Here is a 25,599-nt window from a genome sequence, read left to right as displayed (position 1 = left end):
CCTATTTATTTTGCTCCTGCTTTTAGCAAAATTTTCTCAATCTCTTTAAAACCTTTTTCACGTGCATGTTGTAAAGAAGTCACATGATCATTGTCTGGAATGTTCACATTCGCACCATGATCTATTAGTAATTGCACCGTTTGCTGCTGTTTTTTATCGCCATTATTCAAAATAATCGCTTCTAATAAAGCGGTCCAGCCAAGATTATTGACGTGATTCACATCAATATCCGTTTGAGTAAGAAGTACTTTGATTACATCGACATATCCATGTTCTGAGGCAGGGATTAAGGCAGTTCCTCCATACCGGTTTGTAATCGTCGGGTCGGCACCTGCTTTAATCGTTAGCTCTAGAATATCTATATATCCTTCTGCGCCAGCATACAGGAAGGGATTGTTTTTCATATCATCCTGGATGTTCACATCTGCCCCTGCCTTGATGAGTATTTTTGCGGTTTCTACATCATTATTATAGGTTGCATTCATAAGGGCGGTCCGCCCTTTTGAATCCTGTACATTGATATTCGCCCCATTATTAATGAGCTTGCTTATGGTGTCCGCCTCTCCACGCTTTGCTGCTTGAAGCAGCTGTTTATTTAATCCTTCGTTCATGATTTCCCTCTCCTTTTCTTGTTTTTTCGGTTCTCCATTTATGCTAGAAACACAGCCTTGAAGCAAGAGAATACATCCTATAAATGACATCACACATTTCCACATAAAATATCCGCCTCTATTTTAGAGTTTTTGTTCCCTCTGCTCTTTTTACCTTTAGAATAAATGCAGCTTTTTCTCTTGCAAAACGTGTTCCTTTAAAAAATGGAATTTATTCATTCATTTCTTTCCAAAGAGCAAAAGGATTCTTTTCTGAGTGATTTTTATCAAGCTTGATTAATTGAATGTCTCGTTGTTCCTTTGGAAGAGCTACTTGCTGATAAACGTATTTCGTTCCTAACCCAACTTCCTCTTCCTCTTGTGCAGTATAGCAATAATAAACATTTTTAAGATTTGCCCAGTAAATGGCGCTTAAACACATCGGGCAAGGCTCCCCGCTCGCATATAATTCGCAGTCAGAAAGGTCAGTCGTACCAAGAGTGCGACAAGCGTGCCGGATGGCTAAAAGTTCAGCATGGGCAGTGGGGTCGTGTGTTTCGAGAACATCGTTTACTCCCTTTGCAACAATCTCTCCATCTTTAACAATCACTGCGCCAAAGGGTTTTCCTTTTTTGTTTTTTGTATTGTCGTAAGCTAACTCGATTGCCAGTTGCATAAATTCTTTGTGATCCATTGTAAAACACTCCTTGAAAAGTAAAATTTTAGAAGAGGAAAATCTCTGTAGCTATTTACACTATTCCATAGGAAGAAAAGGTATAAGTAAATTTGATTCATCGACTTGCACCTATCTCTTTTGATCTGCTGTGTTGTTAGGATAAGCGGAATCCTTATTTTAAGGGGAACATTGAATGTAATTTCTCTTTTTTTCTTTTATACAATTATGTTATCATGTGATTTACTATATGAAAAATATAAAAAAAATCAATTTTACTTAAGTTTTTCATATATTAAAGGAGTGTTTTCTACTATGGACATTAGACAACTTCGATATTTTATTGCAATTGTAGAAGAAAGAAAAATTACCGCTGCTGCTGAAAGACTGCATATTTCCCAGCCTCCGTTAAGCCAGCACCTGAAAACAATGGAAGATGAGCTAGGAACAAAATTGGTAGAAAGAAATGGGAAATTTTTAGAAGTAACGGAAGCAGGAAAAGCCTTATATAAATATGCGCTACAAATGACTCAGTTAATGGAAGAAGCGAGAATAGAAGTAAAAGAAGTCGGAAACGGAGTAAGTGGAAGACTAGCGATAGGTATTAATACTTTTTCGGTGGTAGGATTACCTGAGTTACTTCACCAATTCCACAAAGAATATCCTAAGGTTACCTATAAAATTCATCAAAATGAGTCAGCTTATCTTTGCCAATTAGTGAGAGACCGGATTGTAGAACTGGCGATTATACGATTACCGCTCGAGTTAGATATTTTTTCAGTTCTTCATCTTCATATAGAACCTTTCTACTTTATTACTTCAAATAAGAAGCAACCTTTTCATCATCAGGTTATGCTTGCTGACATTCAAAACCACCCGCTGATTTTACCAAGTACAGAAGGAATGGGAGTTCATTATATGATTTTGGAGGCATTTTCAAAGGCCCAACTTCATCCAAACATTGTTGCCGATTGCTCGGATATCTCCCTTTTATTAGATTTAGTCGCATCTGATTTTGGATCAGCTATTGTTCCAGAAACCGTAATTAAACAATACAAAAACTCCAATATCCACGCTTCCAAAATTACAGATACAGAGCTATCTGCATCTACGGGATTAATATGGCTGAAGAATCATTATCTATCAAAAACTGCGCAAAACTTTATTAACCTATTAACAGAGAACAATAATTAAATTTATATAGGAAAACACATATTTTCCTGGTTCGTTTTAATCCGCTCCAGTTGCCCTTTCAATGTATAATAGGCTTCCTCGCGATCTCTGCATCCACACTTCAAGTGGTTTAAGAAAAACCCAGCTTCCCTCTAGCCACCCCGACGGTAGACGTTACGGAGAGAAGTGTTAGCAGCCCTTTTCATTTTTATTATATATTTTTAGATACTAACCAGGTAAGTTTGAATAAAATTACAGATGTGATAAAATGTTGGAATATTTAAAATATATCGGAGGCTTAAACTTGATAAATTACAATGGAAAGAAATTTGTTTCAGTTGAAAATACAGCAAACGGAGAGGGTTCCTCCAAAACATTTTTTGATTACAAGCAAGATGGGAACATCATTTCAGCAACGTATAGTGGAGGAGATATTTTAAAAGGAACACTAATAGGAATTGTAGAGGAAAATGGCTGTTTAACGTTTAGGTATAACCATGTTAACGTAAGAAACGAAATTAGGGGCGGTCAATGTACCTCAACTCCAGTCATTCTGCCAGATGGGAGAATTAGATTACATGAGAGATGGAAATGGACAGATACTGACCAAAGTGAGGGAGAATCGATTATAGAAGAACTTAAATAAAGGAGGTAGTAGTTGTGTGTGTATAATCATCTTACTGAGGGGCTCTATTTTTTTCAAACGCGAAAAATAGCTATCTACAGGAATTCTAACGAGTTGAAAAAAGTGGTAATATAAGAGGAAAAAAGAGGTTTTTCCATGGTGATTCAATCAAATATGACTTCAAAAGCTATAAGCGACGTGTGGGAAGATACAGTACAGGTGTTTCAAAACTACCACGTTCCAATTACAGAAAAAACATTACTAGTATTAGTAAACGACACTATTCTTCAAGTATTATTAGCTGAATTAAATAATGTAGTAGGAAGCTCAAATGCAACTTGCATAGAAGGCGGCTGACAAATGCCAACTAAAAGGGAGTAGGTTACTCCTTTGTGCTTACCTTCTCCAAGTAAGAGGTGAGTTTACTTTAATAAAGAATCATAACAAAGGAGGGATATTTATGGGTTATTGTGAAGAGATAAGAGAACAAATTGGTAATTCTCCACTAATAGTTGTTCGACCAAGCGTAGCAATCATTAATAATAATGGAGAAATATTACTGAGTCGAAACGCAGGTGGTATTTGGACTATTCCAGGCGGAATTTTACAATTAAATGAGTCAGTTGAAGAGTGTATTACACGGATTGCTTTCGTAGATACAGGCCTAAAGATCAAAACGTTAAAATTATTTGGCGTCTATTCAGGCAAGGATTTAATCAATCGAATCGAGGGAAGTGGTGATGAATATCATTCTGTTGCGATCGCTTACTTATCAACCGAGTACGATGGAGAATTAACTCCTAAAAACGATCATGCAATAGAAGCTCGATTTTTTAATTTAAACCAATTACCTGAACAAATCGTACCTTTTATTAAAAACAAGTTATTTGAATCAAAGGGGCAACTTGAAAATATGAAAGACTGAAGCATAGGGACAGTTCTTGCGTTTCATTATCAGGTTTAGTTCCGCAGCTTTTAAACATTTATCTAGCAGCCGTACGATTCTGAACTATTGACAAACAATAAAAGGACTTCAAACTTTGAAATCCTTTTATTATTTGGTTTCATTTCCGGAATGATAGTCCATTTTCCTCCAGAGCAGACCTAAGTTTAGGTAAAGACGCTGGCCCCATACCGTGAAATTGCAAAATTTCTATTTCACTATAGGTTGATAGCTTCTGTAAAGTAGTTATCCCATTGTTTTCCAACGCACGTCTTGCAGGTGCCGAGAGCACTGAAAGAAATCCGTTATTAGGTTTGCGTTCTTGCTCACAAGTTGGACAGGTTGGACAATCGCTGCTTTTATAATATTTGTGTCCTTTGTTGCAAGTTCTTAAATTCCCTTTTATGATTGCCATTATAAAAGTCTCCTATCTTATGAAATGACTTTTGACTAGATCCCAGAACTTTCCGTCAGCTCGCTTTCAGTGATCACTTGCTTGTTTCCCTGCGAACAACTGGGGCTACCTCCATTGCTAATCTTTCAATGTTCTCGGCCACTTTTTTAAATGGCATACCGCCTATGTCCATTTGGGCAATAAACCGCTGGTGTCCAAATAACTCGTTTTGATGGAGTATTTTTTCAATGATTTGCTGGGAGCTTCCAACAAATAGAGCCGTTTCCGGTGCAGACAGCTGACTAAACTCAGCTCTGGACATCCGAGTACCTACCCCGCCACGCTGGCTATTGAGATATCCCCAATAATTTGAATAATAAGGGAAGAATTCGTCTTTCGCCTGTTGTGTCGTCCCTCCTATAAAAGCGTGTCCGGTAACTCCAACTTTCAAATCTTCAGGCTGAAACCCTGCTTGACTTGCAGCCTCTCGATAAATGTCCACTAGCGGCTTAAACCGGAGCGGATCGCCCCCGAGTATCGCTAAGGCTAAGCCGGTACCTAATCTCCCCGCTCGTGCGGCACTTTCAGGTGTGCCTCCAACCCCAACCCATAACGGAATATTTTTTTGCACTGGCCGCGGTGAAATTTGCGCTTCCCTTAATGCCGAACGAAAATGCCCGCTCCATGTAACCTTTTCATTGGTGCTTAGCTTCAGAAAAAGTTCAATATTTTCTTCAAACAATTCATCATACTGACTCATATCGTATCCAAATAACGGGAACGATTCGATAAATGCCCCACGTCCGGCAATGATTTCCGCACGTCCATTAGATAAGAGATCTAGTGTCGCAAAATCTTCAAATAAACGGACAGGGTCAACCGTATTTAAAACAGTCGTAGCGCTTGTCAGTTTTATTTGCTTTGTGACTTGCGATAGGGCAGACAACACTACTGGCGGCGCTGAAACTGCATAGTCCAGACGATGATGCTCACCAACTCCGAATACGTCCAACCCAGCCTCGTCTGCCATTTTTCCCGCTTCGATAATTTCCGCGATACGCTGTCTTGCACTTATGGTTTTTCCTGTATGCGGATCTGGACCTAAGTCCGCTAATGTATAAATTCCAATTTCCATACCCGGTTGTTTGGTTATTGAACCTTCCTTCATCTGACTCTCTCCCAACATCTGCTAATTAACTGCCTTGTTACCAATTAGTATATGCAATGGCAGAATAAATTTTTTGATTAATATTTATTTTGAATTACTAATATTTTATTCTGAGATAATAATTTTGTAAAGCCCTCTGTATGAATAGGTAATTTATAGGAAATAAGGGATGAGAAAGGAAAAATCCAGTTCAGCCATGATTTACAACTTGAGGATTAGATCTCTTCTAGTAGACAAGAAATTCAAATAATAAAGTTTTGTCGACAAAAGGTGCCAGCCCCATATGGGGACTGACACCTTTGTCAAATTCTATTATTTAAAGTTTCCATTATTGTTTAAGCGAGTGTTCATGGGGTATTCTGTAACGAGTGGATCATTTGGTGTTAAGGTTTCATCTATAGACCTTGGGTTGCTACCATTATTAAAAGGATGCTCTCCCACCCGGTTTTCGCGGCGTTCTACTAGAACTATAAATTTACCTTCATTAACATAACCTTCATAACGCTCTGCCTCCTCTTCAGGCAGCCCCATTCCAATTAATGCCCCTGCCAATCCGCCTGCGCCTGCACCAACAGCAGCACCGGTTAGGGTTGCGGCTATTGGTCCGGCTGCAACAATCGGTCCGATGCCGGGAATCGCAAGAGCTCCTACACCTGCCAACAAACCGACAATCCCGCCAAGCGCACCGCCTGTCGCTGCTCCAGCTGCAAGGCCTTCTTCCGTCTTCGTACCAGTAACATCATTAATTTCGTTGATCTTATCTTTATCTTTCCCAATTACCGAAATTTCCTCGGCGGTATAACCCTGCCGTTTTAGATCTTCAACAGCATGGATGACCTCTTTCTCCGTATCGTAAACTCCCACTAGGTGCTTTTCATGTTCAAACATTGAAATTCCTCCTTTGGACGAGTAGTTAATAATTAATTACCCTCCTTGATCAGGAGTGAAACATATAGTTCGCAGCTGCACGATTCTAAACGACTGACAAATAATAATAGGACTTCAAAGTTTGAAATCCTCTTCAACCCATTCATATTGAATATCAGGTAAATTTTCTTCATTTTCGTGCCCTCTGCCAATGATTTCAAATCCATGCTTTTCATAAAATCGTTGTGCTTTCTTATTTATTTCAAACGTGTATAATGTTAGTCTTCCACTTGATTGGGCCTTTACTTTTTCTAGTAATAATTGTCCTATACCTATTCCCTGATAGTCTATATGAATATAAAGTTGACTAATTTCCCTGTCATTATAGGCAGCCATTCCAACTACTTTTCCATCAATTATCGCTAAATCTATTTGATATTGTTCAGCTAATATATGTTTCAAAAAATAAACGTGATTTTCAAAACTATGAATTTCTTTCCGACCGATAGCCTGTTCCTTACTATCTCTCCACATCCTTACTGTTTGTTCAGCATACTTCGGATAATACTGCGTAATAATGATCTTATCTTGGTTCACACCAATGCCTCCCTCTCCTTAAAACTTACTACTTGATTAAAGATCAATCAAAAAAGACAGGTTCTTGTGGATTATATAAATGCTTAAAGACCAATTTAATTTGTGATTCCGTATTTCTGGCTATTGATAATGATGGTAATTCATTTGCAGCAAAAAACTCAACAGCATTCGTTTCGATCCCTTTTTTTGCTTGCCCGCCAGTTATTTCACATTGGATAAACATCTTATAAACATGATAAGAAGAAGGTGGATGTGGATGGCACTTTTTATCAAGTACCCCTAACAATTTTATGGCTTTCACATCAAATCCTGACTCTTCCTTGACTTCTTTAACGGCAACTTCACTTGGCGTTAAGCCAATGTCACCCCAACCGCCTGGAAGCGACCAATGATCATCCGTATTTTCTCTGACCATTAAAATTTTGTAATCCCTAAATACAACCGCCCTGATATCCACTTTGGGTGTGGCATAACCAGTTTCAGTTGCAAACAAATCCCTTATCACCGTTTGATCCATTTCTGTATAGTGCGACAAGATTTCAACGCTTAACTTTCTGATTTGTTCAAATCTCTCCAAATCATATACATCTTTAGAATACGTTAATCCCGCCTGAGAAATGGATTGCAGTTGTTTAGCCCATTCTAGCCATTTAGGCTCCATATATCCTCACCACCCATTCAATTATACCAAATATTCCCTTACCACTTACAAGATCTCAACCAGTTCTTCTTCAAGTAAACAATTCAAAAGTCTAAAAGAATCAGCGTTCTTTTGGTCCTTTTCATTAAAACATCTATTTCAAACAAAATTTACACAATGCTTAACATGTCTTGTAACATCCATTTTCTGTGCTATAATATACTCCGGCATAAGTAGTTAAATATAAATATATATACTTAATGCGGGTGGGAGAGGGAAACACGAGAGTGTGATAAATATATGAAGGGAGTATTCAAACTTAAGCAGCACCATACAAATTTGAAAAAGGAGGTTCTAGCGGGGGTAACATCGTTTTTTTCCATTGTCTATATTATTGCCGTCAATGCAAAAATCCTAGAAGATGCCGGAATACCGCTTGAAGCTGGAATTATTGCAACTGTACTTTCATCGTTAATTGGTTGTTTATTAGTTGCCTTTATTGCAAACGCACCGCTGATCATCGTACCCGGAATGGGAATTAATGCTTTATTTACCTACACAATTGTCGGTTCAATGGGCCTGAATTACATGGAGGCGTTGGGAGCAGTTGTTGTGGCTGGTATACTTTTCGTAATTGTGGCCTTTACTAAATTATCCACAATTATTTCAACAGCCATTCCACATTCTTTGAAGGAATCGATATCAGTAGGGATCGGCTTATTTATCGCCTTTATTGGCCTGCAAAAGAGCGGCATTATCGTCGGAAATCCAACTAATTTTGTCGCTCTTGGTAATTTATCAACGCCGATTGTCCTAGCTTCGATTATTAATCTGATTATTACCCTCTTTTTATTCTTAAAGAAAGTTCCAGGGAATTTTTTAATCAGTGTGATTTTAGGTACGGTTGTATCCTATTTCTTTGGTATTGTCCATTTTTCGGCGATGGATACCGGATTTGTATCCTTCACGGATTACAAGAATGTTTTCTTGAGTGCAGATCTTGGAAAAATAGATGCCTTTCCATTATGGACCGCAGCCTTTTCACTTTTTTTAGTGCTTGTGTTTGAAAATATTGGCCTGCTTCATTCCCAGGTAAACGGAATGCTTCAAGCACCTGAGAAAAACGGAAAATCGTTAAAAGCAGTCTCGATTTCTACTATTGTTTGCGGACTTTTCGGCACAAGTCCTGCGGTATCGACGGTTGAAACAGCAGCAGGTATTACTGCAGGCGGAAGAACAGGTTTAACCTCTGTTATTACAGGTTTGTTATTTTTATTTTCCCTATTCTTCATGCCCTTTATTAAACTAGTACCTGATACAGCCATCGCACCAATCCTCATTATTATCGGAGGCTTGATGTTGACCAATGTTGTAAATATTGATTTTACCGATTTTTCCGAAGCGTTTCCTGCCTTTCTCGTCATTATTATGATTCCGTTAACCTACAGCATTGTCGACGGAATTGCATTCGGTTTTATCGCGTACCCGCTGGTAAAACTTTTTACAAACAAACAAAAAGAGCTTTCCTTACCAATTTTTATTATATCTATCTTATTCTTAACAAATTTCATGCTTCACTCGATAGGATAAGCTGTAAATAGATGCCTGACCCCAACTTGGGGTCAGGCATCTAGGTTTTCAGCCGGAATGAAGGACATTATCGGCAGGTTTCTTAAACGAAAATGCACAAAAAAAACTGCCGGCAAAGTCGACAGTCTCAAATATATGACAGTAATTCACTTATAAAAGTTATAATGACTATTTTGGTCGTTCGATTTCAAAAATCTCGCCAATTTTCGCATAATAGTTTCCAGCTAAACGGCTTACAGCAGCTAAGCCCATTGGATCTATTCTGCCCTTTTCATAAATGGACTCATCAATATGAAATTGAACAATTTTTCCTATAATTAGATCACATCCTGAAGAATCTGAACCTCCCAGTTCTAAAGAATGTTCTAATCTACACTCCATTCGAATTTTAGCTTCTTTTACCCCTGGTACAGAAACCTTTACACTATTTACTGGAGTTAATTTCGCTAACTCAATTTCACTTTGTTCAGGGGGCAGGCTAGCAGCTGTTTTATTCACTTTTTCAACATTATGATCGTCAACAATATGGACAACAAACTCTTTTGTCTCTATGATGTTTCTTGCCGTATCCTTTTGTCTCCCTTGTGCACGTTGAATAGATAATGAAATCATTGGTGGATTGGAAGATACGATATTAAAATAACTAAATGGTGCACCATTCAAAATACCGTCTGTTGACATTGTTGTGACGAAGGCAATGGGCCTAGGTATGATGCTTCCTATTAAAAATTTATAATTCTCTTTTTCAGACAATGAGGCTGGATCAATCGAAAGCAATAAAATCAGTCCTTTCGTAAAATCAGTCTATTTCTCTTACTCAAACGGCTGTGTTGTTTGCTTACTCATTATTAAACACTCATTTTCGTGATAAATCCAGTTATTTAACCGAATTGACCAGAACTGATTCGATTATCTCGAATTCGAGATATAAATATAAAAAAAAGAAATTTTATACTTTATTTCTTACTTTTTTCAAAAGATAAACCAATGTTTCTGCCTCGTCAGATTGTAACGAATCAAACAGATCATCAACTAACTTACGATATTCCGGCATGATTTTGTTCATCAAGTCGATGCCAGCGTCAGTTAAGGTTACATGTATAACCCGACGATCTTCAAGGCAGTCATTACGATTTAACAAGCCTTTTTGTTCTAACTTATCTATTACATAGGTCATTGAACCACTTGAAATTAATATGCTATTTCCTATCTGCTGAATGGTTTGTTTTCCTTTATGATAAAGCACTTCTAACACGGAAAAATCCGTAATACTTAAATGATTTTTTGCCATTTCATCCCTTATTCGTTCTTGGATTGCTTTAGATGTCTGCATTAATAGCAGAAAAGGCAAATTAGTGCATTTTTCCTCCAATTCATTCACCTCCAATAAACCCTGAATCTAAATATCTCTAATCCGAGATAATTATAATCCTTATTACTTTTTTTGTCAATGCCATTATCCTAACTCCTTCTTAGCATCACCATATCCAATGTCCTTATGCCATTCTTATAAATCGCAGGATCAATCCCCAATTCTTTTTATATTAAATTTTCAAACTCCAAACCCCTCCCTATTAACAATATTACCCTAATAACCCATGTGAAATATAAATTTATAAAAACGTGAAAGTATAAAACAGACGGTTTACAGCTTCATACGCGTTTCACCCCCTGTAAAGAAGGGTACTTTATTCTGTAGCTTGAATAAGGGAGTGGATACCTATGAACAAAAAGATAGCTGTTTTAGTAACGGATTACTTTGAGGATTCTGAATATACAGAGCCAGTGCAATCCTTTAGAGAAAAGGGCCATGAGGTAACCGCAATCGAAAGGGAAAAGGGAAAAACCGTGAAGGGAAAGCAAGGAAAGAGTGCGGTCGTTATTGATGAAGGCATTGATGATGTCTCTCCCGAAAACTTTGATGCACTTTTCATTCCAGGCGGATTTTCACCGGATATTCTTCGTTCGGACGAGCGTTTTGTCCGCTTTGCAAAAGCATTTATGGATGCTAACAAACCAGTGTTAGCCATTTGCCACGGCCCTCAGCTGCTGATCACAGCTGAAACACTTCAAGGGCGTGATGTAACTGGCTATAAATCTATTCACGTTGATTTAAAGAATGCCGATGCTAATTTACACGACAAAGAAGTAGTCGTGTGCCAGAATCAGCTTGTCACCAGCAGACAGCCAGATGACATTCCGGCCTTTGTGCAAGAATCATTACGAATATTAGGATAGATGAAAGGCAGAAGGGATTTCTTCTGCCTTTCGAAAGCTGTTTCTGCATAGAAACAACCAATGGTGGTATGATTTGTTAATCATACCACCATTGGTTGTCTAAGAATTTTATTCTCACTTCATTTTGTCCAACGTCACTTCGAAAATGATGCATAAAATTAGTGTAAACGGTAATGAAATGATTAACGCTAATAAAGGCCAAGAATAATGCAATCTAATAACCAAAAACATGATTATCACAAATACTAATGACCACCCAAGATTCCATCCGTGGTGATAAGTAATGGCTCCTAATTTTACAGATACAAACTCCAAAACAATGAATAACAATACGAAAATTAATACATAAATAACCTTATTATAAATGCCCGAATGATAAGGATATTTTGATAAAAAGACCCATGTTGATAAGGGCATACCAACTAGAATTAATAATAACATTGGAATGATTGAGTATCCTAATCCGTTGGGCTCCATTTGCCACAATTGATATTTATAACAAAGAACTTCATATATAGCATTCCCAAGTGCCGCAAATAACATGGAAGGATAATATTTTTTCCAATCACGATCTCCAAATTTTATGGCTGCTATTATCCAAGACACGGAGAGAACAATTGCAATCAACCCCATCACCTGCCTTTCACTATTTTTCCATACAAAGTAAAAATTAGTCATGTATTTTAATCCCCTTCTCCAAGAACATATCCCGCGAATTTCTTTTTAACAAAATAAAAGTCTTTGGTAACTATTTTCTAAACAATTTCTGCAGATGAAATAAACATATTGAATGCGCCCTTACGCATTTTTGGTTTTATACATATTTTATATTGAGTAGATGGAAGGGGGGTTTATGGTTATGGATGGTGCAGGGTACGGCGGAGGTTTTGCTTTAATCGTTGTATTGTTTATCCTTTTGATTATTATTGGAGCGTCGTTTATGGGCGGAGGTTACGGCGGGTTTTATTAAAAAGTAAAATTACACACTTGATTGAAAGGGGAATGAACTATGTTTGGATACGGTGGGTTTGGTGGTTGCGGCGGCTATGGCTACGGCGGTGGTTTCGGCTACGGCGGTGGCTTTGCTTTAATCGTTGTATTGTTCATCTTATTAATCATCGTTGGGGCAGCTTGCTTTTATTAATTAAAAGCTCTCCACTCCTTAGATGATGATGGAAAAAAGCCCTTTCGCAAGGGCTTTTTTCTTATAAGTTATATGCTTTATGGTATCAAACTAATGTGCTGTTTTGGCGACTTCCCTTTAGATTATGCATTACACAAACATCTGCTTATGGTGGCAGCCAAAGATTTTGGGAATTTGTAAGTTAAACCAAGAGAAATTTTGATATAATGCTTACCATTAAACCATTAGAAATAATGTAAATGGGGGGCAAATAGTCAATGGAAAATGAATTGCCAGAAAATGATTTATTAGGAAAAAGGGCAGTCGTAATTGGCGGCAGTATCGCTGGTATGCTGGCAGCTCGAGTACTATCCGACTTCTTTGCAGAAGTGCTGATCATCGAAAAAGACCAAATGAATGATCATATATTAACAAGAACCGGGGTTCCGCAAGGTTCACACGGTCACGCTCTTTTAAAAAGCGGAGAAGAAATTCTTAATGACCTTTTTCCAGGAATTGTGGAAGAACTAATCAAAGCCGGGTCAGTCAAATCAGACTTTGCAAGCGAGCTAGCCTGGAATCACCACGGGAGATGGAAAGTTAAATATCATGCAGGGATGTCCATTATTCAGCAAAGCCGTCCATTCTTAGAATGGCGTATCCTGCTCAGGCTAAAACAAATACCAAATATCAGCTTTATGTATGAATCCAAAGCAAAAAAACTCCTAGTGGATGATAATCAAGTAGAAGTCAAAGGGATAGTGATTCAAAAAGGAGGGGAAATGAACGAGGAAATATTGGCTGACTTAGTGATTGACGCCGCAGGTGCAGGTTCGCAAACTTCTACCTGGCTGAAGCAATTAGGTTACCAGACTCCTGCGAAAACAGAAGTAAAGGTCGACCTCTTCTATGCCAGCAGAATTTATCGTTCCCTTTCCTCGAAAAAAAAAGACTGGGGCAGCTTATTGGTCTATCCCAATCCCCCTTTACAAAACCGGGGCGGCGGAATTTTCCCTATTGAAAATCAGCGCTGGATGGTCACTTTACTTGGATATGGTGTTGAATCACCTCCAAATAGCGGAAATGAATTTTTAGCGTATGCAAAATGCTTGGAAAAGCCGGAGGTATATAATGCTATCAAAGATGGACAGCCTGAAACGGATATTACCATTTATCGATTTCCAGCATTACGGCGTTTTCATTTTGAAAAATTGTCTCATTTTCCCAATCGCCTTATTGTCATGGGAGATGCTTTTTGTAGAATGGATCCAGTCTTTGGCCAAGGTATGAGTATCTCTGCCCTAGAGGCCGTTGCATTAAAAAATGAACTACAAAAAGCGGTACATATTAACGGGCTTACTCAAATCTCCCTCGTTACACATCGCCGTTTCAGCAAAATTATAGATGTTCCATGGTTAATCGCCCTAACGGAAGACTTTCGTTTCTCCCATACCATTGGGAAAAAGCCATTTGGCCTTCCTTTTCTGATGTGGTATGTAAAAAAGGTAATTTTAGCATGTGAAACAAACGAAGCTATATATGGAAAACTGATCAATGTACTTCAATTAAAAGCGCACCCATTCACACTGTTTTCACCAGCAGCATTAATAAATGTCCTTTTTCAACCAAGGAAATGAGAAAAAAATCGTACCTGAACCCACGCAAACAATACGTCATTGCAATGGGTTCAGGCACGATTTTCCTCGTTATAAATTTACTAACGGACTTTCAGTACATAATCCAATTATGACTCTTCATCTTCACTATAAACTGCAATCAATACTACTGCAGCTTCATCGCCGACATTCTTAACAAAGTGTGGTACACTTGCACACCAGCTGAAGGTATCCCCTTCTTCTAAGACAAAGGAGTCTTCTCCCTGTTCCGCAAGAATTTTCCCCTTTAGGACCAAATGACATTCTTCCCCTTCATGTGCATTTTTTATTCCTGTAGACATTCCCGGGGGAAATTCAACAACTCTAATGCTTAACCCGCCTCTCGTTCCTAAATGCTCGACTTTAATATCTGAGTCATTAGCAGTTGTGACTTTTCTTTCGTTTTTTCTAATGACTGTCATTTGCTCATTTTTTTCCAATAGCAAATAAGGTAACGGAACTTTTAAGAAATTGGCTATGGTTTGTAATGTGCTGATTGATGGGGATGTGTTGTTGTTTTCAACATTGCTTATAAACCCCTTTGAAAGACCAGTACCCTCGCACATTTGAGCAATCGTGATTTTTTTTCTATTTCTTATTGCACGTATTTTAGAACCGATATCCATGCGGATTACCTCCAAAGTTTCTTATCTATAAACTTAATTTCATATTAGCAAAAAAATGTTTGACATGCTAGTTTTGTTTCTGGTACTGTATAAGAAACAAAGATTCATATAAGAATACAGAGAATGATTATGAAAATAAGGGAGGAATTATAGATGATGCCATCATTATTTATCGCACATGGTGCCCCATTACTTGCCATCGAGAATAATGAGTATACAAAATTTTTAACAGAATTGGGCCAAAGCCTGCCTCGGCCAAAAGCAGTAGTTTTGTTTTCCGCTCATTGGGAATCTAACGTACAAAAGGTTAGCACTGTTGACCAATATAGCACGATTTATGATTTTGGGGGGTTTGATGAAGCTCTTTACAAAATTCAATACCCTGCTCATGGTGATCAACTCCTTTCCAAAGAAATAGAGGAGTTGTTTACTGAGAGTGGAGTGCCATTTGAAATGGATTCACAACGGGGATTGGATCATGGAGCATGGGTTGTCCTCCGCTTACTTTATCCAAATGCGGATATTCCTATCATCTCTATGTCCGTCAATTCTAGGCTTACACCTAAGGATCAATATAAAATTGGGAAGGCTTTGTCGGGATTAAGAGAGAAAGACATTTTAATTATTGCTAGTGGCGGAACGGTGCATAATCTTAGGGCCGTTAAATGGATTGACAATGGACAGGCTGATCAATGGGCACTTGAATTTGATGATTGGTTAGCCCATCATTTGGATAAATGGGATTTACCATCCCTTTTTAACTACGATACACTGGCACCAAATGCCGAATATGCCGTACCTCCATATGGATCAGAGCACTTTATACCGATTTTTTATGCCCTTGGTGCAGCAGACGATCAGCAAAAAGCAACATTACTGCACCGCAGTTATCGATACGGCAACCTAAGTCATAGCGTGTGGCAATTCGGGTGAGTACCTGTGGCATCCCATGAATTTTGTCATAGTTAGTAGAAATTTTTTCACCATATACCTCGAATTAAAAATAACAAAATTTGAGATTTAATCAAATATACACAATGATGGAGCGAATCATAATGATAGTAAAAAAGGAAGTTGGAGTAGTTGTATTACGGGTTATTTTAGGTGTCATCTTTTTTATTCATGGATTAGTTAAGTTTCAAGGTGGAATTGAAAATATTGCCGGCTGGTTTAGCAGTATTGGGATCCCTGGGTTTATGGCTTATGTCGTTGGAGGTATTGAAGTAATTGGAGGCATCGCCTTAATTATTGGATTTGGGACTCGTATTGTATCCGCGTTGTTTGTTATTTTAATGATTGGAGCAATAATCAAGGTAAAACTAGCTGTCGGTTTCTTAGGAAATGGAGAAATGGCAGGATATGAATTAGATCTTGCATTCCTAGCGATGGCATTATTTTTAGCTATTAATGGAAGCAAACAATTTTCTGTTGATAAATTTTTAGTGAAAAAGGAATCATAATCGCTTGTTTTAGAACTAGAGGGTCAGTCCCCCCGGACTGACCCTTTAGTTTTTCCATAATTATTAGAATAATTAAACTAGCAAATATTATTATTCTTAATCTACTTATCCTAAGTCCTCTTTTGTTAATTTCTTGTATTTCAGGCAATAAAATAAAGATTTTTCTCTTTTTTATTATCTTTTTCGACATGAAAGCCCTATCATTTACAAAAGACTTGTAAGTTTCTGAAATATTAAAATAATATACTAGACGAAAGCAATAAATTGTTTTAATATACTAATTGTTAACTCATTTCTAACTATCATTTCCCGATACTCCATTTCGGATAATAGTGTCAGAAAAATTAAAAAACTATCAGAGGGGGAACTAAACATGAAAAAGAAATTTAGTAAGGTGTTTATGGCATCAGCTTTAGCTGCCGGGATCCTTGCCGGCTGTTCAGGAGGAAATCAAGCGAGCGGTGGCGGCGGCGATAATTCCAAGGACTTCAAACTTGGAGTAAACATGGAGCTTTCCGGCAACGTTGCATCCTACGGTGAATCAATGGCCAAAGGTGTTGAAATGGCCGTAGCTGAAATTAACAAAGCTGGCGGTGTTGAAGGCAAACAAATCAAAGTCATTAAAGTGGACAATAAATCAGAAGCAGCTGAAGCAACAAACGGAATCATTAAGCTTACAAGCCAGGACAAAGTAAATGCCGTAATCGGAGCAGCAACAAGCGGAAATACCGTTGCACAAGCACAGATTGCAAATGATACCAAGACCGTTCTTATGGCTCCAGGTGGAACAAGTCCAACTGTTACTGTAGATGAAAAAGGAAAAGTAAGAGAATTCGTTTTCCGTACATCTTTCATTGATCCATTTCAAGGAACAGTTGCAGCCAACTTTGCTTTTAATAATTTAAAAGTGAAAGATGCAGCTATTTTTTCCGACAGCTCTAGTGACTATGCAAAAGGATTATCAGATGCTTTCAAGGAAACATTTAAAAAAGCAGGCGGTAAAATCGTTGGAGAAGATTCATATGTAGCAAAGGATACTGACTTCCGTTCTACATTAACTCGCCTTAAAGCGAAGAATCCATCATTTATCTTTATCCCTGGCTATTATGAAGAAGTTGGTTTAATTGTTAAACAAGCTCGCGAACTTGGGATCACAGTTCCATTAATGGGTGCTGACGGCTGGGATTCACCTAAATTAGTTGATTTAGCCGGTGCAGATGCATTAAATAACACGTACCTAATCAACCACTATTCTACTGAGGATCCAGATAAAAAGGTTCAAGAATTTGTGACAGCATTCAAAGATAAGAACAACGGCGATGCGCCTAACGCTTTTAATGCCCTTGGTTATGACACAGTTTATTTCTTAGCCGATGCCATTAAGCGTGCTGGCAGCACAGATTCCGTTGAAATTCAAAAAGAATTAGCAAAAACTAAAGATTTATCACTTGTAACTGGGGTATTATCGCTTGATAAAAATCATCACCCAATCAAAACTGCAACCATTTTAGAGTACGAAGACGGTAAGCAAGTGTTTAACACAAAAATTAATCCTTAAGTAAGGACCAGTAAAATGGAAGGATTATCCTTCCATTTTACTATTATAAAGGAAAAGCGCTAGGGCACTGGAGCTGGACAGAAAGAAGGAGCGAGTACGCATGGATTGGTTACAACAGTTAATAAATGGAATATCACTCGGCAGCATCTATGCCTTAATCGCATTAGGATACACAATGGTGTATGGAATCATTAAATTGATCAACTTTGCACACGGGGATGTATTTATGGTAGGTGCCTTTATTGGGTTCTATGCGATTACGGGATGGGGATTAAGCTTCTTGCCAGCACTCATCATTTCAATGGCTTTCTGTGCTGCATTTGGAGTTTTAATTGAACGGATTGCCTATAAACGGCTTCGAAATGCTACGAGAATTGCTGCTTTGATTACAGCGATTGGAATGTCTCTGTTGATTGAATATTTAATGATTTATATTCGGGGAGCACAGCCGGAAGCGTATCCTGCTGACGTTTTACCAAACAAAGCAATCAATTTATTTGGTGCCCAAATTAACAGCCAGTCTTTATTCATTTTATTAACATCTATTATCTTAATGATGATTTTGCAATTTATTGTTCACCGCACGAAAATGGGCAAAGCGATGCGAGCTGTATCTCTTGACATGGATGCTGCCCGCTTAATGGGAATAAACGTCGACAAAACGATTTCCTTCACGTTTGCCATTGGTTCGGCATTAGCGGGAGCGGCCGGGGTCGTGTTCGGAGTCTATTATACAAAAATTGAACCATTAATGGGTGTAATCCCTGGGTTAAAAGCGTTCGTTGCAGCTGTTTTGGGCGGTATCGGCAGCATTCCGGGAGCGATGGTTGGCGGAATAATCCTCGGTTCTATCGAATCAATTGTCAGTGCCGCAGGGTTTTCATTATGGAGAGATGCAGCCGCCTTTATCATTTTGATTCTCATACTGATCTTTAGACCATCTGGCATCTTTGGTAAAAATACAAGAGAGAAAGTATAGGTGAAAAATAATGAAGAAATCAAAACCATTTTGGGGATTTGTGATTCTAGCGGCGATTGTGTTTGGAGTTGTCCAATTTTTCATCGGCTCGGGATTATTAAATCAATATTATAGTAACTTGATCATTACCATCTCAATAAATATTATTTTAGCGGTCAGCCTCCACTTAGTTATTGGCATTACCGGCCAGTTCTCCATCGGCCATGCTGGTTTCTTGGCAGTCGGCGCTTATATTTCCGCCATTGCCACAATGAAATTTGAACTGCCGTTTATTCTTGCCATCGTGATTGGCGGAGTGGTTGCCGCTCTTGCAGGTCTTATTGTGGGGATTCCTACCTTAAGACTAAGAGGAGACTATTTGGCTATTGCCACCCTTGGTTTTGCTGAAATTATTCGAATTGTGTTATTAAATATTGACTATGTGGGCGGGGCCTCAGGAATGCAAGTCTCCCATCTTACCACCTGGACCATCTCGTTTATCTGCCTATTTATTACGATTCTAGTCATCTCTAACTTTACCAATTCCAGACATGGCCGTGCCTGTATTTCGATTCGGGAAAATGAGATTGCGGCCGATGCTATGGGAATTAATACGACCTACTATAAAGTTCTTGCTTTTGCGATCGGATCATTTTTTGCCGGAATTGCCGGCGGATTATATTCACATAATTTCTATATCTTACAGCCAGGCAATTTCGGTTTCTTAAAATCATTTGATATCCTCATCTTCGTAGTCCTAGGGGGCCTTGGCAGCATGACCGGGTCGGTGATTTCGGCTATCCTATTAACCGTTATTTCAGCATTTTTAGCGCAATATCCGGAAACACGGATGATTATCTATAGCTTAGTATTAGTAATCGTTATGCTTTACCGTCCTCAAGGCTTGATGGGTACACGTGAAATCACTGATTTATTCAAGTGGAAACCTGCAAAAGGAGGCAATTAGAATGGCACTGCTAGAAGTAAACAACGCCGGAATTCAGTTTGGCGGATTAAAAGCTGTTTCCGGTTTTAATATGAAACTGCAACAAGGCGAGCTTGTCGGTCTTATTGGACCTAACGGCGCCGGGAAAACCACTAGCTTTAACTTGTTAACTGGCGTCTATGTTCCTACAGAAGGGGAGATTTTATTTAACGGAAAGCGGCTGAACGGACTGCCGCCCTACAAAGTAACTCAAAGCGGGATCAGCCGTACCTTCCAGAACATTCGACTGTTCAGTGAACTATCCGTGTTAGATAATGTAAAGGTTGCCTACCATTCATTAGCAAATAACTCTATTTTAAGCTCGATTTTCCGTCTCCCCTCCCATTTTTCTGAGGAAAAAAATATGGAGAAGAAGTCACTCGAATTTTTGAAAATTTTTAACCTAGATAGGTATAAAGATGAAAAGGCAAAAAATTTACCCTATGGACAGCAGCGGAGATTAGAAATTGCCCGTGCTTTAGCTGCCGGACCGAAATTATTGCTGCTCGATGAACCGGCAGCAGGGATGAATCCGCAAGAAACCCATGAATTAATGGAACTGATCGCATTTATTCGTAAACAGTTTGATTTAACGATTTTGTTAATTGAACATGATATGCAGCTTGTCATGGGTATTTGTGAACGACTTTATGTCCTCGACCATGGTCAGTTGATTGCTGAGGGTACACCAGAGGTAATCCGCAGCCATCCGAAGGTGATTGAGGCATATTTAGGAGAGGAGGTCCCGAGCGAACATGCTTAAAGTCAACGATATTAATGTATTTTATGGCAGCATTCAAGCACTCAAAGGGATTTCATTAGAAGTGAAAGAAGGTGAAATTGTTACCTTAATCGGCGCAAACGGTGCAGGAAAAAGCACGCTTCTTAAAACCTTATCCGGTCTGCTTAAACCCAAGTCAGGGACGATTGATTACTTAGGTGAACCAATTTCTGCAAAGGCACCGCAATCGATCGTGAAGGCCGGGATCTCACATGTCCCTGAAGGACGCCGTGTTTTCTCCAATATGTCAGTAGAGGAAAATCTAGAACTGGGAGCCTATACAAGAAAAGATTCAAGTGGTATTCGCAAGGATATGGAAAAAGTCTATGAACTATTCCCAAGACTTTTAGAACGCCGCAAGCAGTTATCCGGTACACTTTCCGGCGGTGAACAGCAAATGCTGGCAATGGGCCGAGCCATCATGGCCAAGCCAAAGCTGCTGCTTCTGGACGAGCCTTCTATGGGATTGGCACCGCTAATGGTTAAGCAAATCTTTAGCATAATCGAGCAGATCAACAAGGACGGAACGACTGTCCTGCTCGTCGAACAAAATGCCAACATGGCATTATCCATTGCCAATCGTGCCTATGTAATTGAAACCGGACGCATCGAAATATCAGGTACGGCAGCCGAATTGCAGGCAAGTGAAGATATTAAAAAAGCCTATCTCGGGGGACTTTAGAGACGGGTATATTAGAGGAGGAATATTCATATGAATATTCCTCCTCTGCTTTTTTTATTATGTAGTCATTGGATGATATGGCATCAAGGTGGCGGGTCTACGAGGGCTTTGTTGATAAATAACCTTGGAATACCATACATAGAATGGGTCTATATCGGTGTTTATATTAATAAATTCACGAAACCCCTACGTAGACGGGTTCTACTTTGATGTTTCGACCAATAATCTATCGAAACGTCTAAGTAGACAGTCTCTACTTCGATGTTTTAACGAAAAATCTACCAAAACATCTAAGTAGACGGGGTCTACTTAGATGTTCCGACTAATAATCTTTCGAAACGTCTAAGTAGACAGTCTCTACTTCGATGTTTTAACGAAAAATCTACCAAAACATCGAAGTAGACGGGGTCTACTTCGATGTTTCGACTAATAATCTTTCGAAACGTCTAAGTAGCAGTCCCTACTTCGATGTTTTAACGAAAAATCTACCAAAACATCGAAGTAGACGGGGTCTACTTCGATGTTCCGACTAAAGATCTACCAAAACGTATAAGTAGCATCATCTACTCGATAATTCCCCTAAAATATTTTAGTAGAGATAGATTCCAATAGCCTTCATTGGAAACTCCCCCCAAAATTTCTTAGTAGAATTGGTTCCAATCTACCTTGATTCATTCTCCCCATAATATTCGACTAACCAGACACACCCCAAATACCATGAATAAAAGACCTATTAAATAAATTAAATCTTTTACCCCCAGCTTCGTTGTTTGATAGTAAGTCCGATCCCTTGTGCCAGTAAAACCTCTTGCCTCCATGGCAATTGCAATTCTTTCAGATTTTCGTACTCCTTGAGTGAACAGTGGCAGGGAGTATCTCATAAAAGCTTCCCAGCTGCTTTTCTGCTTATAGCCGCGAATTTTATGGGCTGCCTTCATTTGATTGAGTTCTGATTGGAAAAGTGGGATAAAACGGAAACCTGCCAATAACCCATATGCCCATTTTGGCGAAAGTTTACATTGATGAATTAGACTCATAATGAACAAGGTTAAGTCAGTCGTTGAGGTGAATAATAACCCAAAGGTAACGAACCCCAACATTCGTAAAGAGATTGTCAGCCCATTGGTTAGACTCTCTTCCGTAACATGAAACCAAGCCCAATTCCAAATCGTTTCTTCTCCTTTTCCAAAAGCAGCCATCATCCAAAAAACTAAAATAAAAAAGCCTAAATAGGGTAAAAATCTTTTCAATAAATAAGACATTCTCCATCCGCCACAAAAAATGCCTATGAATACAGCAATAATCCATATACCCAACGTTTCTTTCGGATCTGTAATGGCCATCAAGATTAACATAGCTAAAAAGTGAGCAAGCAGCTTACAAGCAGGGTTTAAGGTCGAAAGCCATGATTGATTCCCCTTCATACGAGACATAGCCCCTCTCTAGCTTGAAATAATTGATAATGCAGAGGAGGCACCAACGAGCTCTCTTTCAAAAGATCTTGGTTCATAAATAATTGATATGGTGTCCCATAGAAAGCAACTTTTCCTTTTTTAAAAAGGATAACTTTATCCGAATAGCGATCAACTAAATCCATATCGTGGGTTACCATGATAATGGTTGTTCCCTGTTCCTGCCGCTCCTTCAGCCGTTTAATCAGCTCGTTAGCAGTTTTTTCATCCTGGCCAAATGTTGGTTCATCCAGTAATAATAACGCCTGGTCAAACAATAACATCGTGGCCACACTCAAACGGCGTTTTTGGCCAAGGCTCAATGTAAAAGGATGGGCGTCACGATAGGATTCCAGTCCAAATTCCCGCAATAACTGATTAGTTTTTTGGCGGATCCGCTCTTCCGGCCAATTTCTTTGCCGGCCGCCAAAGGCGATTTCATCAAACACAGTATCTGTAATAAATTGCAGTTCTGGATTTTGAAAGACAAAGCCTGCTTTCTCATATAGTTCCTGATCTGGCCACTTTTTTAATTCACTTTCAAGAAAATAAACTTTTCCTTTTTTTAAGGATTCTAAGCGTGCCAAACTTTTCAGGAACGTACTTTTGCCGCTTCCATTTTTCCCGACAATCGAAATCCAGTCCCCTTTATGGATGGCCAGATTAATGTCGTTTACAATCGTTGTTTTCCCATAACCGATTTCTGCATTTTCTGTATGGATGATAGGATTATCTACCCCATCGTCTTTCAGTTGTTCCATTGACTTCGTTTCTATGATCCTTGAGAGTTCGATTGCTAATGGATGAGTATCATGGCGAACCACATCCTGCCACTTTATCGGAAATAACTTTGGCCGCCAAATACCCGCCTCCCGTATCTCACTCTGGAAATTTTCCAAGATTTCTTCTGGTTTTCCATCACCAATCATCCGGCCATCTTTATTAAGAATAATCACCCGGTCCATCCATTCGATACATCCATCCAGTACATGTTCAACAAATACCATCGTTTGGTTGGTTTGTAGGGAAACATCCCTTAATAATTCAAAAATCTCGTTTCTGCCCTCAGGATCCAGTTGGGCTGTCGGTTCATCCAAAAACAAAACTTCAGGTTCCAGTGCTAATAAGCAGGCTAGTGCCAATCGCTGCTTCATTCCGCCGGAAAGCGAATCAATCGGAGTACGTTTATCTATCTTCAATCCCGCTTTATCCATTAGGTCCCCTATCATCTCATCCATTTGATCCCTTGGAATCATCCGGTTTTCAAGACTAAAAGCAATTTCTTCATCCACATGGAGCATGCAAAATTGAGAATCAGGATCTTGAAACATCACACCCGAACTATCTGGGCGCACGATCTCACCGGTCACTTCAGCATCTAGAAATTCAGGAATAATCCCGGCAAGTGCGGAAATCAACGTTGATTTTCCGCACCCGCTAGGTCCTAAAATTAATAGTTTTTCGCCTTGCCGAATCGACAGATTGATATGATTTACTATTTTTTTATTATGTTGGTAAAAGCGGATCGATAAATTGTTACATCCCAGAAACATTTGCATCTGCATGTCCTTGTTTCCTTCTAACTTTCATTATTTCATATTGGTCCAAGACACCTGTTTTGGCGAGCGACTCCACGACAAATTTTGCCAAACAGCCGCCTAGAATGATTCCGCTGATCACATGAATGGCTAATGTTGTGAGCAGTATTTCAGTTGTATAATAGCCAAAACCGTTAACCAATAGGTTATAAATCATGCCTCCTACAGCTGCGAGCGCACCTGACAGCATTAATGTAAACAGGTTATAGCGTTTGTACCCAAAAATAGCAAAGGCCACTTCTGATCCGATGCCTTGAAAAACACCTACTAATAGAGCAGACAAACCAAAGTGACTGCCAGTTAATAGTTCTACGGCTGCGGCAGCAACCTCTGCAATGAAGGCAGCACCCGGTTTCCGAATGATATACGCAACTATGGGACTGGCAATCACCCAAATACCAAACATAAACCCAGCCCCCACTGGACCAACGAGTGCCGAAATCGGGATCCATAATGTCGACCATCCTAAATAAATGACACCGCATGCCACCGCTAAAATGACAGTAAGAACAATCTCCTTCATTTTCCAATTCATCTTTTTATCAGCTCCAGTTGAACTGGCCATTCTTCTCTTTTGTAGGCCATGTCCCAAAACATATACTCAAGCTGACAGCTTAATAGAAAATGTTCCTTCATCTTTTCTTTTTCTTTCTCCGTTGCGTGAATGACCAATTCATCTAATCTTCGGCAAAATCTTGTAGTAGTTTCTGGACGATTTCCATAAAATTGAATCCACTCATAAAAGGGATGTGATTCATCTGGATTGACTTCTTTTATTAATTTTTCACCAATCTCCCAATACGTCCATGGACATGGCAGTAACACAGCCAAGATTTCTCCTAATGACCCTTCATGCGCAACCGTTAACATATGGCGGATATAATGATGGGCGGATGGAGATAAAGAGTACCCCTGCAATTCCTCGTAAGGAACACCCGCGACTTGGCAAAAGTTATGATGTGGATGGACTTCACTGTTTAAAATAAATGAAATTTGCCGATTGAGCATCTCCATATCCGGGCGGTTTTCACACTTTGAAACAGCAATTCCATAAATACGAATAAAGGAGTTTAAATACTCAAAGTCCTGTTTCACATAATGGATTAATTGTTCCTTTCCTAAATTCCCATTAGCAATTCCCTGCACAAAAGGATGTTCAAAAATCGCTTGAAAAATTGGCTCTGCTTCTTTCCTTAATTCTACTGAAAAACTCATCAATATATC

General features: G+C 39.0%; 31 protein-coding genes. 16 read left to right on the top strand and 15 right to left on the bottom strand.

The genetic code is table 11. The annotated features are described in order from the left end of the window. Positions 1-5: 5 nt before the first annotated feature. Together FAY30_RS04745 and FAY30_RS04740 are read right to left on the bottom strand one after the other, a co-directional pair. The gene (locus FAY30_RS04745) at positions 6-716 is read right to left on the bottom strand and encodes an ankyrin repeat domain-containing protein (protein WP_149868801.1); all 711 of its coding nucleotides are present in this window, start codon (positions 714-716) and stop codon (positions 6-8) included. A 106-nt stretch (positions 717-822) separates the two neighbouring features. Further along, positions 823-1,284: a nucleoside deaminase gene (locus tag FAY30_RS04740; RefSeq protein WP_149868800.1), complete on the bottom strand. Its 462-nt coding sequence runs from the start codon at positions 1,282-1,284 to the stop codon at positions 823-825. Between the two features lie 294 nt (positions 1,285-1,578). Here FAY30_RS04740 and FAY30_RS04735 point away from each other — a divergent pair, with 294 nt between their 5' ends. The 4 genes from FAY30_RS04735 (at position 1,579) to FAY30_RS04720 (ending at position 3,986) form a co-directional block, all read left to right on the top strand. Continuing rightward, complete coding sequence (locus FAY30_RS04735; RefSeq protein ID WP_149868799.1) at positions 1,579-2,457, top strand: LysR family transcriptional regulator; 879 nt, start codon at positions 1,579-1,581, stop codon at positions 2,455-2,457. 283 nt (positions 2,458-2,740) lie between these two features. Further along, entirely contained in the window at positions 2,741-3,082 is a 342-nt protein-coding gene (locus tag FAY30_RS04730) for an avidin-fold protein (protein ID WP_190284819.1), read from the top strand. Between the two features lie 135 nt (positions 3,083-3,217). Then, on the top strand, positions 3,218-3,418 hold the full coding sequence (locus FAY30_RS04725; protein WP_149868798.1) for a hypothetical protein: 201 nt from the start codon (positions 3,218-3,220) through the stop codon (positions 3,416-3,418). Positions 3,419-3,521: 103 nt separating this feature from the next. After that, complete coding sequence (locus FAY30_RS04720) at positions 3,522-3,986, top strand: NUDIX domain-containing protein (protein WP_149868797.1); 465 nt, start codon at positions 3,522-3,524, stop codon at positions 3,984-3,986. Positions 3,987-4,125: 139 nt separating this feature from the next. On the opposite strand, the gene FAY30_RS04715 is transcribed toward FAY30_RS04720, so the two are convergent. The 5 genes from FAY30_RS04715 to FAY30_RS04695 all read right to left on the bottom strand — a co-directional run bounded on the left by FAY30_RS04715 (position 4,126) and on the right by FAY30_RS04695 (position 7,691). Continuing rightward, entirely contained in the window at positions 4,126-4,419 is a 294-nt protein-coding gene (locus FAY30_RS04715; protein ID WP_149868796.1) for an RNA polymerase alpha subunit C-terminal domain-containing protein, read from the bottom strand. A gap of 73 nt (positions 4,420-4,492) precedes the next feature. Then, complete coding sequence (locus FAY30_RS04710) at positions 4,493-5,566, bottom strand: LLM class flavin-dependent oxidoreductase (RefSeq protein ID WP_149868795.1); 1,074 nt, start codon at positions 5,564-5,566, stop codon at positions 4,493-4,495. A gap of 312 nt (positions 5,567-5,878) precedes the next feature. Continuing rightward, on the bottom strand, positions 5,879-6,454 hold the full coding sequence (locus FAY30_RS04705) for a general stress protein (RefSeq protein WP_149868794.1): 576 nt from the start codon (positions 6,452-6,454) through the stop codon (positions 5,879-5,881). 114 nt (positions 6,455-6,568) lie between these two features. After that, a complete protein-coding gene (locus tag FAY30_RS04700) occupies positions 6,569-7,030 on the bottom strand; it encodes a GNAT family N-acetyltransferase (protein WP_149868793.1) in 462 nt (153 codons plus the stop codon). Between the two features lie 43 nt (positions 7,031-7,073). Continuing rightward, positions 7,074-7,691, bottom strand: a complete 618-nt coding sequence (locus tag FAY30_RS04695; RefSeq protein ID WP_149868792.1) for an NUDIX hydrolase — start codon at positions 7,689-7,691, stop codon at positions 7,074-7,076. 279 nt (positions 7,692-7,970) lie between these two features. Between FAY30_RS04695 and FAY30_RS04690 the strand changes: the two genes are divergently transcribed. Then, on the top strand, positions 7,971-9,260 hold the full coding sequence (locus tag FAY30_RS04690) for an NCS2 family permease (RefSeq protein WP_149868791.1): 1,290 nt from the start codon (positions 7,971-7,973) through the stop codon (positions 9,258-9,260). 168 nt (positions 9,261-9,428) lie between these two features. On the opposite strand, the gene FAY30_RS04685 is transcribed toward FAY30_RS04690, so the two are convergent. Beyond that, the gene (locus FAY30_RS04685; protein ID WP_149868790.1) at positions 9,429-10,037 is read right to left on the bottom strand and encodes a flavin reductase family protein; all 609 of its coding nucleotides are present in this window, start codon (positions 10,035-10,037) and stop codon (positions 9,429-9,431) included. A gap of 172 nt (positions 10,038-10,209) precedes the next feature. Further along, positions 10,210-10,641: a MarR family winged helix-turn-helix transcriptional regulator gene (locus tag FAY30_RS04680; RefSeq protein ID WP_317845688.1), complete on the bottom strand. Its 432-nt coding sequence runs from the start codon at positions 10,639-10,641 to the stop codon at positions 10,210-10,212. A 341-nt stretch (positions 10,642-10,982) separates the two neighbouring features. Here FAY30_RS04680 and FAY30_RS04675 point away from each other — a divergent pair, with 341 nt between their 5' ends. After that, positions 10,983-11,498 carry a type 1 glutamine amidotransferase domain-containing protein gene (locus FAY30_RS04675; protein WP_149868789.1) on the top strand — a complete coding sequence of 172 codons (516 nt, stop codon included), beginning with the start codon at positions 10,983-10,985 and terminating at the stop codon, positions 11,496-11,498. Between the two features lie 114 nt (positions 11,499-11,612). Here the strand turns inward: FAY30_RS04675 and FAY30_RS04670 are convergent, their stop codons facing one another. After that, a complete protein-coding gene (locus FAY30_RS04670) occupies positions 11,613-12,176 on the bottom strand; it encodes a CBO0543 family protein (protein ID WP_223820895.1) in 564 nt (187 codons plus the stop codon). Positions 12,177-12,336: 160 nt separating this feature from the next. Between FAY30_RS04670 and FAY30_RS04665 the strand changes: the two genes are divergently transcribed. From FAY30_RS04665 to FAY30_RS04655, 3 genes are all read left to right on the top strand, one after another. Beyond that, the gene (locus FAY30_RS04665; protein WP_411675474.1) at positions 12,337-12,468 is read left to right on the top strand and encodes a YjcZ family sporulation protein; all 132 of its coding nucleotides are present in this window, start codon (positions 12,337-12,339) and stop codon (positions 12,466-12,468) included. A 39-nt stretch (positions 12,469-12,507) separates the two neighbouring features. Further along, a complete protein-coding gene (locus tag FAY30_RS04660; RefSeq protein WP_149868788.1) occupies positions 12,508-12,642 on the top strand; it encodes a YjcZ family sporulation protein in 135 nt (44 codons plus the stop codon). Positions 12,643-12,899: 257 nt separating this feature from the next. Further along, complete coding sequence (locus tag FAY30_RS04655; RefSeq protein ID WP_149868787.1) at positions 12,900-14,258, top strand: FAD-dependent oxidoreductase; 1,359 nt, start codon at positions 12,900-12,902, stop codon at positions 14,256-14,258. A gap of 107 nt (positions 14,259-14,365) precedes the next feature. Here FAY30_RS04655 and FAY30_RS04650 read toward each other — a convergent pair whose 3' ends face one another. After that, positions 14,366-14,902 carry a helix-turn-helix domain-containing protein gene (locus tag FAY30_RS04650; RefSeq protein WP_149868786.1) on the bottom strand — a complete coding sequence of 179 codons (537 nt, stop codon included), beginning with the start codon at positions 14,900-14,902 and terminating at the stop codon, positions 14,366-14,368. A gap of 153 nt (positions 14,903-15,055) precedes the next feature. Between FAY30_RS04650 and FAY30_RS04645 the strand changes: the two genes are divergently transcribed. From FAY30_RS04645 to FAY30_RS04615, 7 genes are all read left to right on the top strand, one after another. Continuing rightward, positions 15,056-15,835: a dioxygenase family protein gene (locus FAY30_RS04645; RefSeq protein ID WP_149868785.1), complete on the top strand. Its 780-nt coding sequence runs from the start codon at positions 15,056-15,058 to the stop codon at positions 15,833-15,835. A 122-nt stretch (positions 15,836-15,957) separates the two neighbouring features. Further along, on the top strand, positions 15,958-16,362 hold the full coding sequence (locus FAY30_RS04640; protein WP_149868784.1) for a DoxX family protein: 405 nt from the start codon (positions 15,958-15,960) through the stop codon (positions 16,360-16,362). A 373-nt stretch (positions 16,363-16,735) separates the two neighbouring features. Then, positions 16,736-17,920: an ABC transporter substrate-binding protein gene (locus FAY30_RS04635; protein WP_149868783.1), complete on the top strand. Its 1,185-nt coding sequence runs from the start codon at positions 16,736-16,738 to the stop codon at positions 17,918-17,920. Between the two features lie 100 nt (positions 17,921-18,020). Further along, on the top strand, positions 18,021-18,899 hold the full coding sequence (locus FAY30_RS04630; RefSeq protein WP_149868782.1) for a branched-chain amino acid ABC transporter permease: 879 nt from the start codon (positions 18,021-18,023) through the stop codon (positions 18,897-18,899). A 10-nt stretch (positions 18,900-18,909) separates the two neighbouring features. Continuing rightward, a complete protein-coding gene (locus FAY30_RS04625) occupies positions 18,910-19,845 on the top strand; it encodes a branched-chain amino acid ABC transporter permease (RefSeq protein ID WP_149868781.1) in 936 nt (311 codons plus the stop codon). A 1-nt stretch (position 19,846) separates the two neighbouring features. After that, positions 19,847-20,626: an ABC transporter ATP-binding protein gene (locus tag FAY30_RS04620; RefSeq protein ID WP_149868780.1), complete on the top strand. Its 780-nt coding sequence runs from the start codon at positions 19,847-19,849 to the stop codon at positions 20,624-20,626. Next, positions 20,619-21,326 carry an ABC transporter ATP-binding protein gene (locus FAY30_RS04615; RefSeq protein WP_149868779.1) on the top strand — a complete coding sequence of 236 codons (708 nt, stop codon included), beginning with the start codon at positions 20,619-20,621 and terminating at the stop codon, positions 21,324-21,326. The genes FAY30_RS04620 and FAY30_RS04615 overlap by 8 nt, the downstream gene beginning before the upstream one ends. 671 nt (positions 21,327-21,997) lie before the next feature. Here FAY30_RS04615 and FAY30_RS04610 read toward each other — a convergent pair. The 4 genes from FAY30_RS04610 to tenA are packed head-to-tail and all read right to left on the bottom strand — an operon-like array spanning position 21,998 to position 25,590. Continuing rightward, the gene (locus FAY30_RS04610) at positions 21,998-22,750 is read right to left on the bottom strand and encodes an energy-coupling factor transporter transmembrane component T family protein (protein WP_149868778.1); all 753 of its coding nucleotides are present in this window, start codon (positions 22,748-22,750) and stop codon (positions 21,998-22,000) included. Continuing rightward, a complete protein-coding gene (locus FAY30_RS04605; RefSeq protein WP_149872593.1) occupies positions 22,747-24,336 on the bottom strand; it encodes an ABC transporter ATP-binding protein in 1,590 nt (529 codons plus the stop codon). The genes FAY30_RS04610 and FAY30_RS04605 overlap by 4 nt, the downstream gene beginning before the upstream one ends. Continuing rightward, positions 24,314-24,910 carry an ECF transporter S component gene (locus tag FAY30_RS04600; protein WP_149868777.1) on the bottom strand — a complete coding sequence of 199 codons (597 nt, stop codon included), beginning with the start codon at positions 24,908-24,910 and terminating at the stop codon, positions 24,314-24,316. The genes FAY30_RS04605 and FAY30_RS04600 overlap by 23 nt, the downstream gene beginning before the upstream one ends. Continuing rightward, a complete protein-coding gene (gene tenA / locus FAY30_RS04595; protein ID WP_149868776.1) occupies positions 24,907-25,590 on the bottom strand; it encodes a thiaminase II in 684 nt (227 codons plus the stop codon). The genes FAY30_RS04600 and tenA overlap by 4 nt, the downstream gene beginning before the upstream one ends. Between the last annotated feature and the right edge of the window lie 9 nt (positions 25,591-25,599).

This window comes from Bacillus sp. S3, from assembly GCF_005154805.1.
Lineage (GTDB): Bacteria > Bacillota > Bacilli > Bacillales > Cytobacillaceae > Neobacillus.
Note: the sequence above shows the minus strand (reverse complement) of the source record. Positions and strands in the feature narration are given on the sequence as shown.

Excerpts from the sequence above, each read along its gene's own strand:
- FAY30_RS04600 (WP_149868777.1), bottom strand. The coding sequence starts at position 24,910 with ATGAATTGGAAAATGAAGGAGATTGTTCTTACTGTCATTTTAGCGGTG.
- FAY30_RS04665 (WP_411675474.1), top strand. The coding sequence starts at position 12,337 with ATGGAAGGGGGGTTTATGGTTATGGATGGTGCAGGGTACGGCGGAGGT.
- FAY30_RS04605 (WP_149872593.1), bottom strand. The coding sequence starts at position 24,336 with ATGCAAATGTTTCTGGGATGTAACAATTTATCGATCCGCTTTTACCAA.
- FAY30_RS04615 (WP_149868779.1), top strand. The coding sequence starts at position 20,619 with ATGCTTAAAGTCAACGATATTAATGTATTTTATGGCAGCATTCAAGCA.
- FAY30_RS04640 (WP_149868784.1), top strand. The coding sequence starts at position 15,958 with ATGATAGTAAAAAAGGAAGTTGGAGTAGTTGTATTACGGGTTATTTTA.
- FAY30_RS04695 (WP_149868792.1), bottom strand. The coding sequence starts at position 7,691 with ATGGAGCCTAAATGGCTAGAATGGGCTAAACAACTGCAATCCATTTCT.
- FAY30_RS04660 (WP_149868788.1), top strand. The coding sequence starts at position 12,508 with ATGTTTGGATACGGTGGGTTTGGTGGTTGCGGCGGCTATGGCTACGGC.
- tenA (WP_149868776.1), bottom strand. The coding sequence starts at position 25,590 with ATGAGTTTTTCAGTAGAATTAAGGAAAGAAGCAGAGCCAATTTTTCAA.
- FAY30_RS04620 (WP_149868780.1), top strand. The coding sequence starts at position 19,847 with ATGGCACTGCTAGAAGTAAACAACGCCGGAATTCAGTTTGGCGGATTA.
- FAY30_RS04710 (WP_149868795.1), bottom strand. The coding sequence starts at position 5,566 with ATGAAGGAAGGTTCAATAACCAAACAACCGGGTATGGAAATTGGAATT.
- FAY30_RS04720 (WP_149868797.1), top strand. The coding sequence starts at position 3,522 with ATGGGTTATTGTGAAGAGATAAGAGAACAAATTGGTAATTCTCCACTA.
- FAY30_RS04705 (WP_149868794.1), bottom strand. The coding sequence starts at position 6,454 with ATGTTTGAACATGAAAAGCACCTAGTGGGAGTTTACGATACGGAGAAA.
- FAY30_RS04630 (WP_149868782.1), top strand. The coding sequence starts at position 18,021 with ATGGATTGGTTACAACAGTTAATAAATGGAATATCACTCGGCAGCATC.
- FAY30_RS04645 (WP_149868785.1), top strand. The coding sequence starts at position 15,056 with ATGATGCCATCATTATTTATCGCACATGGTGCCCCATTACTTGCCATC.
- FAY30_RS04650 (WP_149868786.1), bottom strand. The coding sequence starts at position 14,902 with ATGGATATCGGTTCTAAAATACGTGCAATAAGAAATAGAAAAAAAATC.
- FAY30_RS04725 (WP_149868798.1), top strand. The coding sequence starts at position 3,218 with ATGGTGATTCAATCAAATATGACTTCAAAAGCTATAAGCGACGTGTGG.
- FAY30_RS04670 (WP_223820895.1), bottom strand. The coding sequence starts at position 12,176 with ATGACTAATTTTTACTTTGTATGGAAAAATAGTGAAAGGCAGGTGATG.
- FAY30_RS04715 (WP_149868796.1), bottom strand. The coding sequence starts at position 4,419 with ATGGCAATCATAAAAGGGAATTTAAGAACTTGCAACAAAGGACACAAA.
- FAY30_RS04610 (WP_149868778.1), bottom strand. The coding sequence starts at position 22,750 with ATGAAGGGGAATCAATCATGGCTTTCGACCTTAAACCCTGCTTGTAAG.
- FAY30_RS04635 (WP_149868783.1), top strand. The coding sequence starts at position 16,736 with ATGAAAAAGAAATTTAGTAAGGTGTTTATGGCATCAGCTTTAGCTGCC.
- FAY30_RS04675 (WP_149868789.1), top strand. The coding sequence starts at position 10,983 with ATGAACAAAAAGATAGCTGTTTTAGTAACGGATTACTTTGAGGATTCT.
- FAY30_RS04655 (WP_149868787.1), top strand. The coding sequence starts at position 12,900 with ATGGAAAATGAATTGCCAGAAAATGATTTATTAGGAAAAAGGGCAGTC.
- FAY30_RS04625 (WP_149868781.1), top strand. The coding sequence starts at position 18,910 with ATGAAGAAATCAAAACCATTTTGGGGATTTGTGATTCTAGCGGCGATT.
- FAY30_RS04735 (WP_149868799.1), top strand. The coding sequence starts at position 1,579 with ATGGACATTAGACAACTTCGATATTTTATTGCAATTGTAGAAGAAAGA.
- FAY30_RS04740 (WP_149868800.1), bottom strand. The coding sequence starts at position 1,284 with ATGGATCACAAAGAATTTATGCAACTGGCAATCGAGTTAGCTTACGAC.
- FAY30_RS04745 (WP_149868801.1), bottom strand. The coding sequence starts at position 716 with ATGTGGAAATGTGTGATGTCATTTATAGGATGTATTCTCTTGCTTCAA.
- FAY30_RS04690 (WP_149868791.1), top strand. The coding sequence starts at position 7,971 with ATGAAGGGAGTATTCAAACTTAAGCAGCACCATACAAATTTGAAAAAG.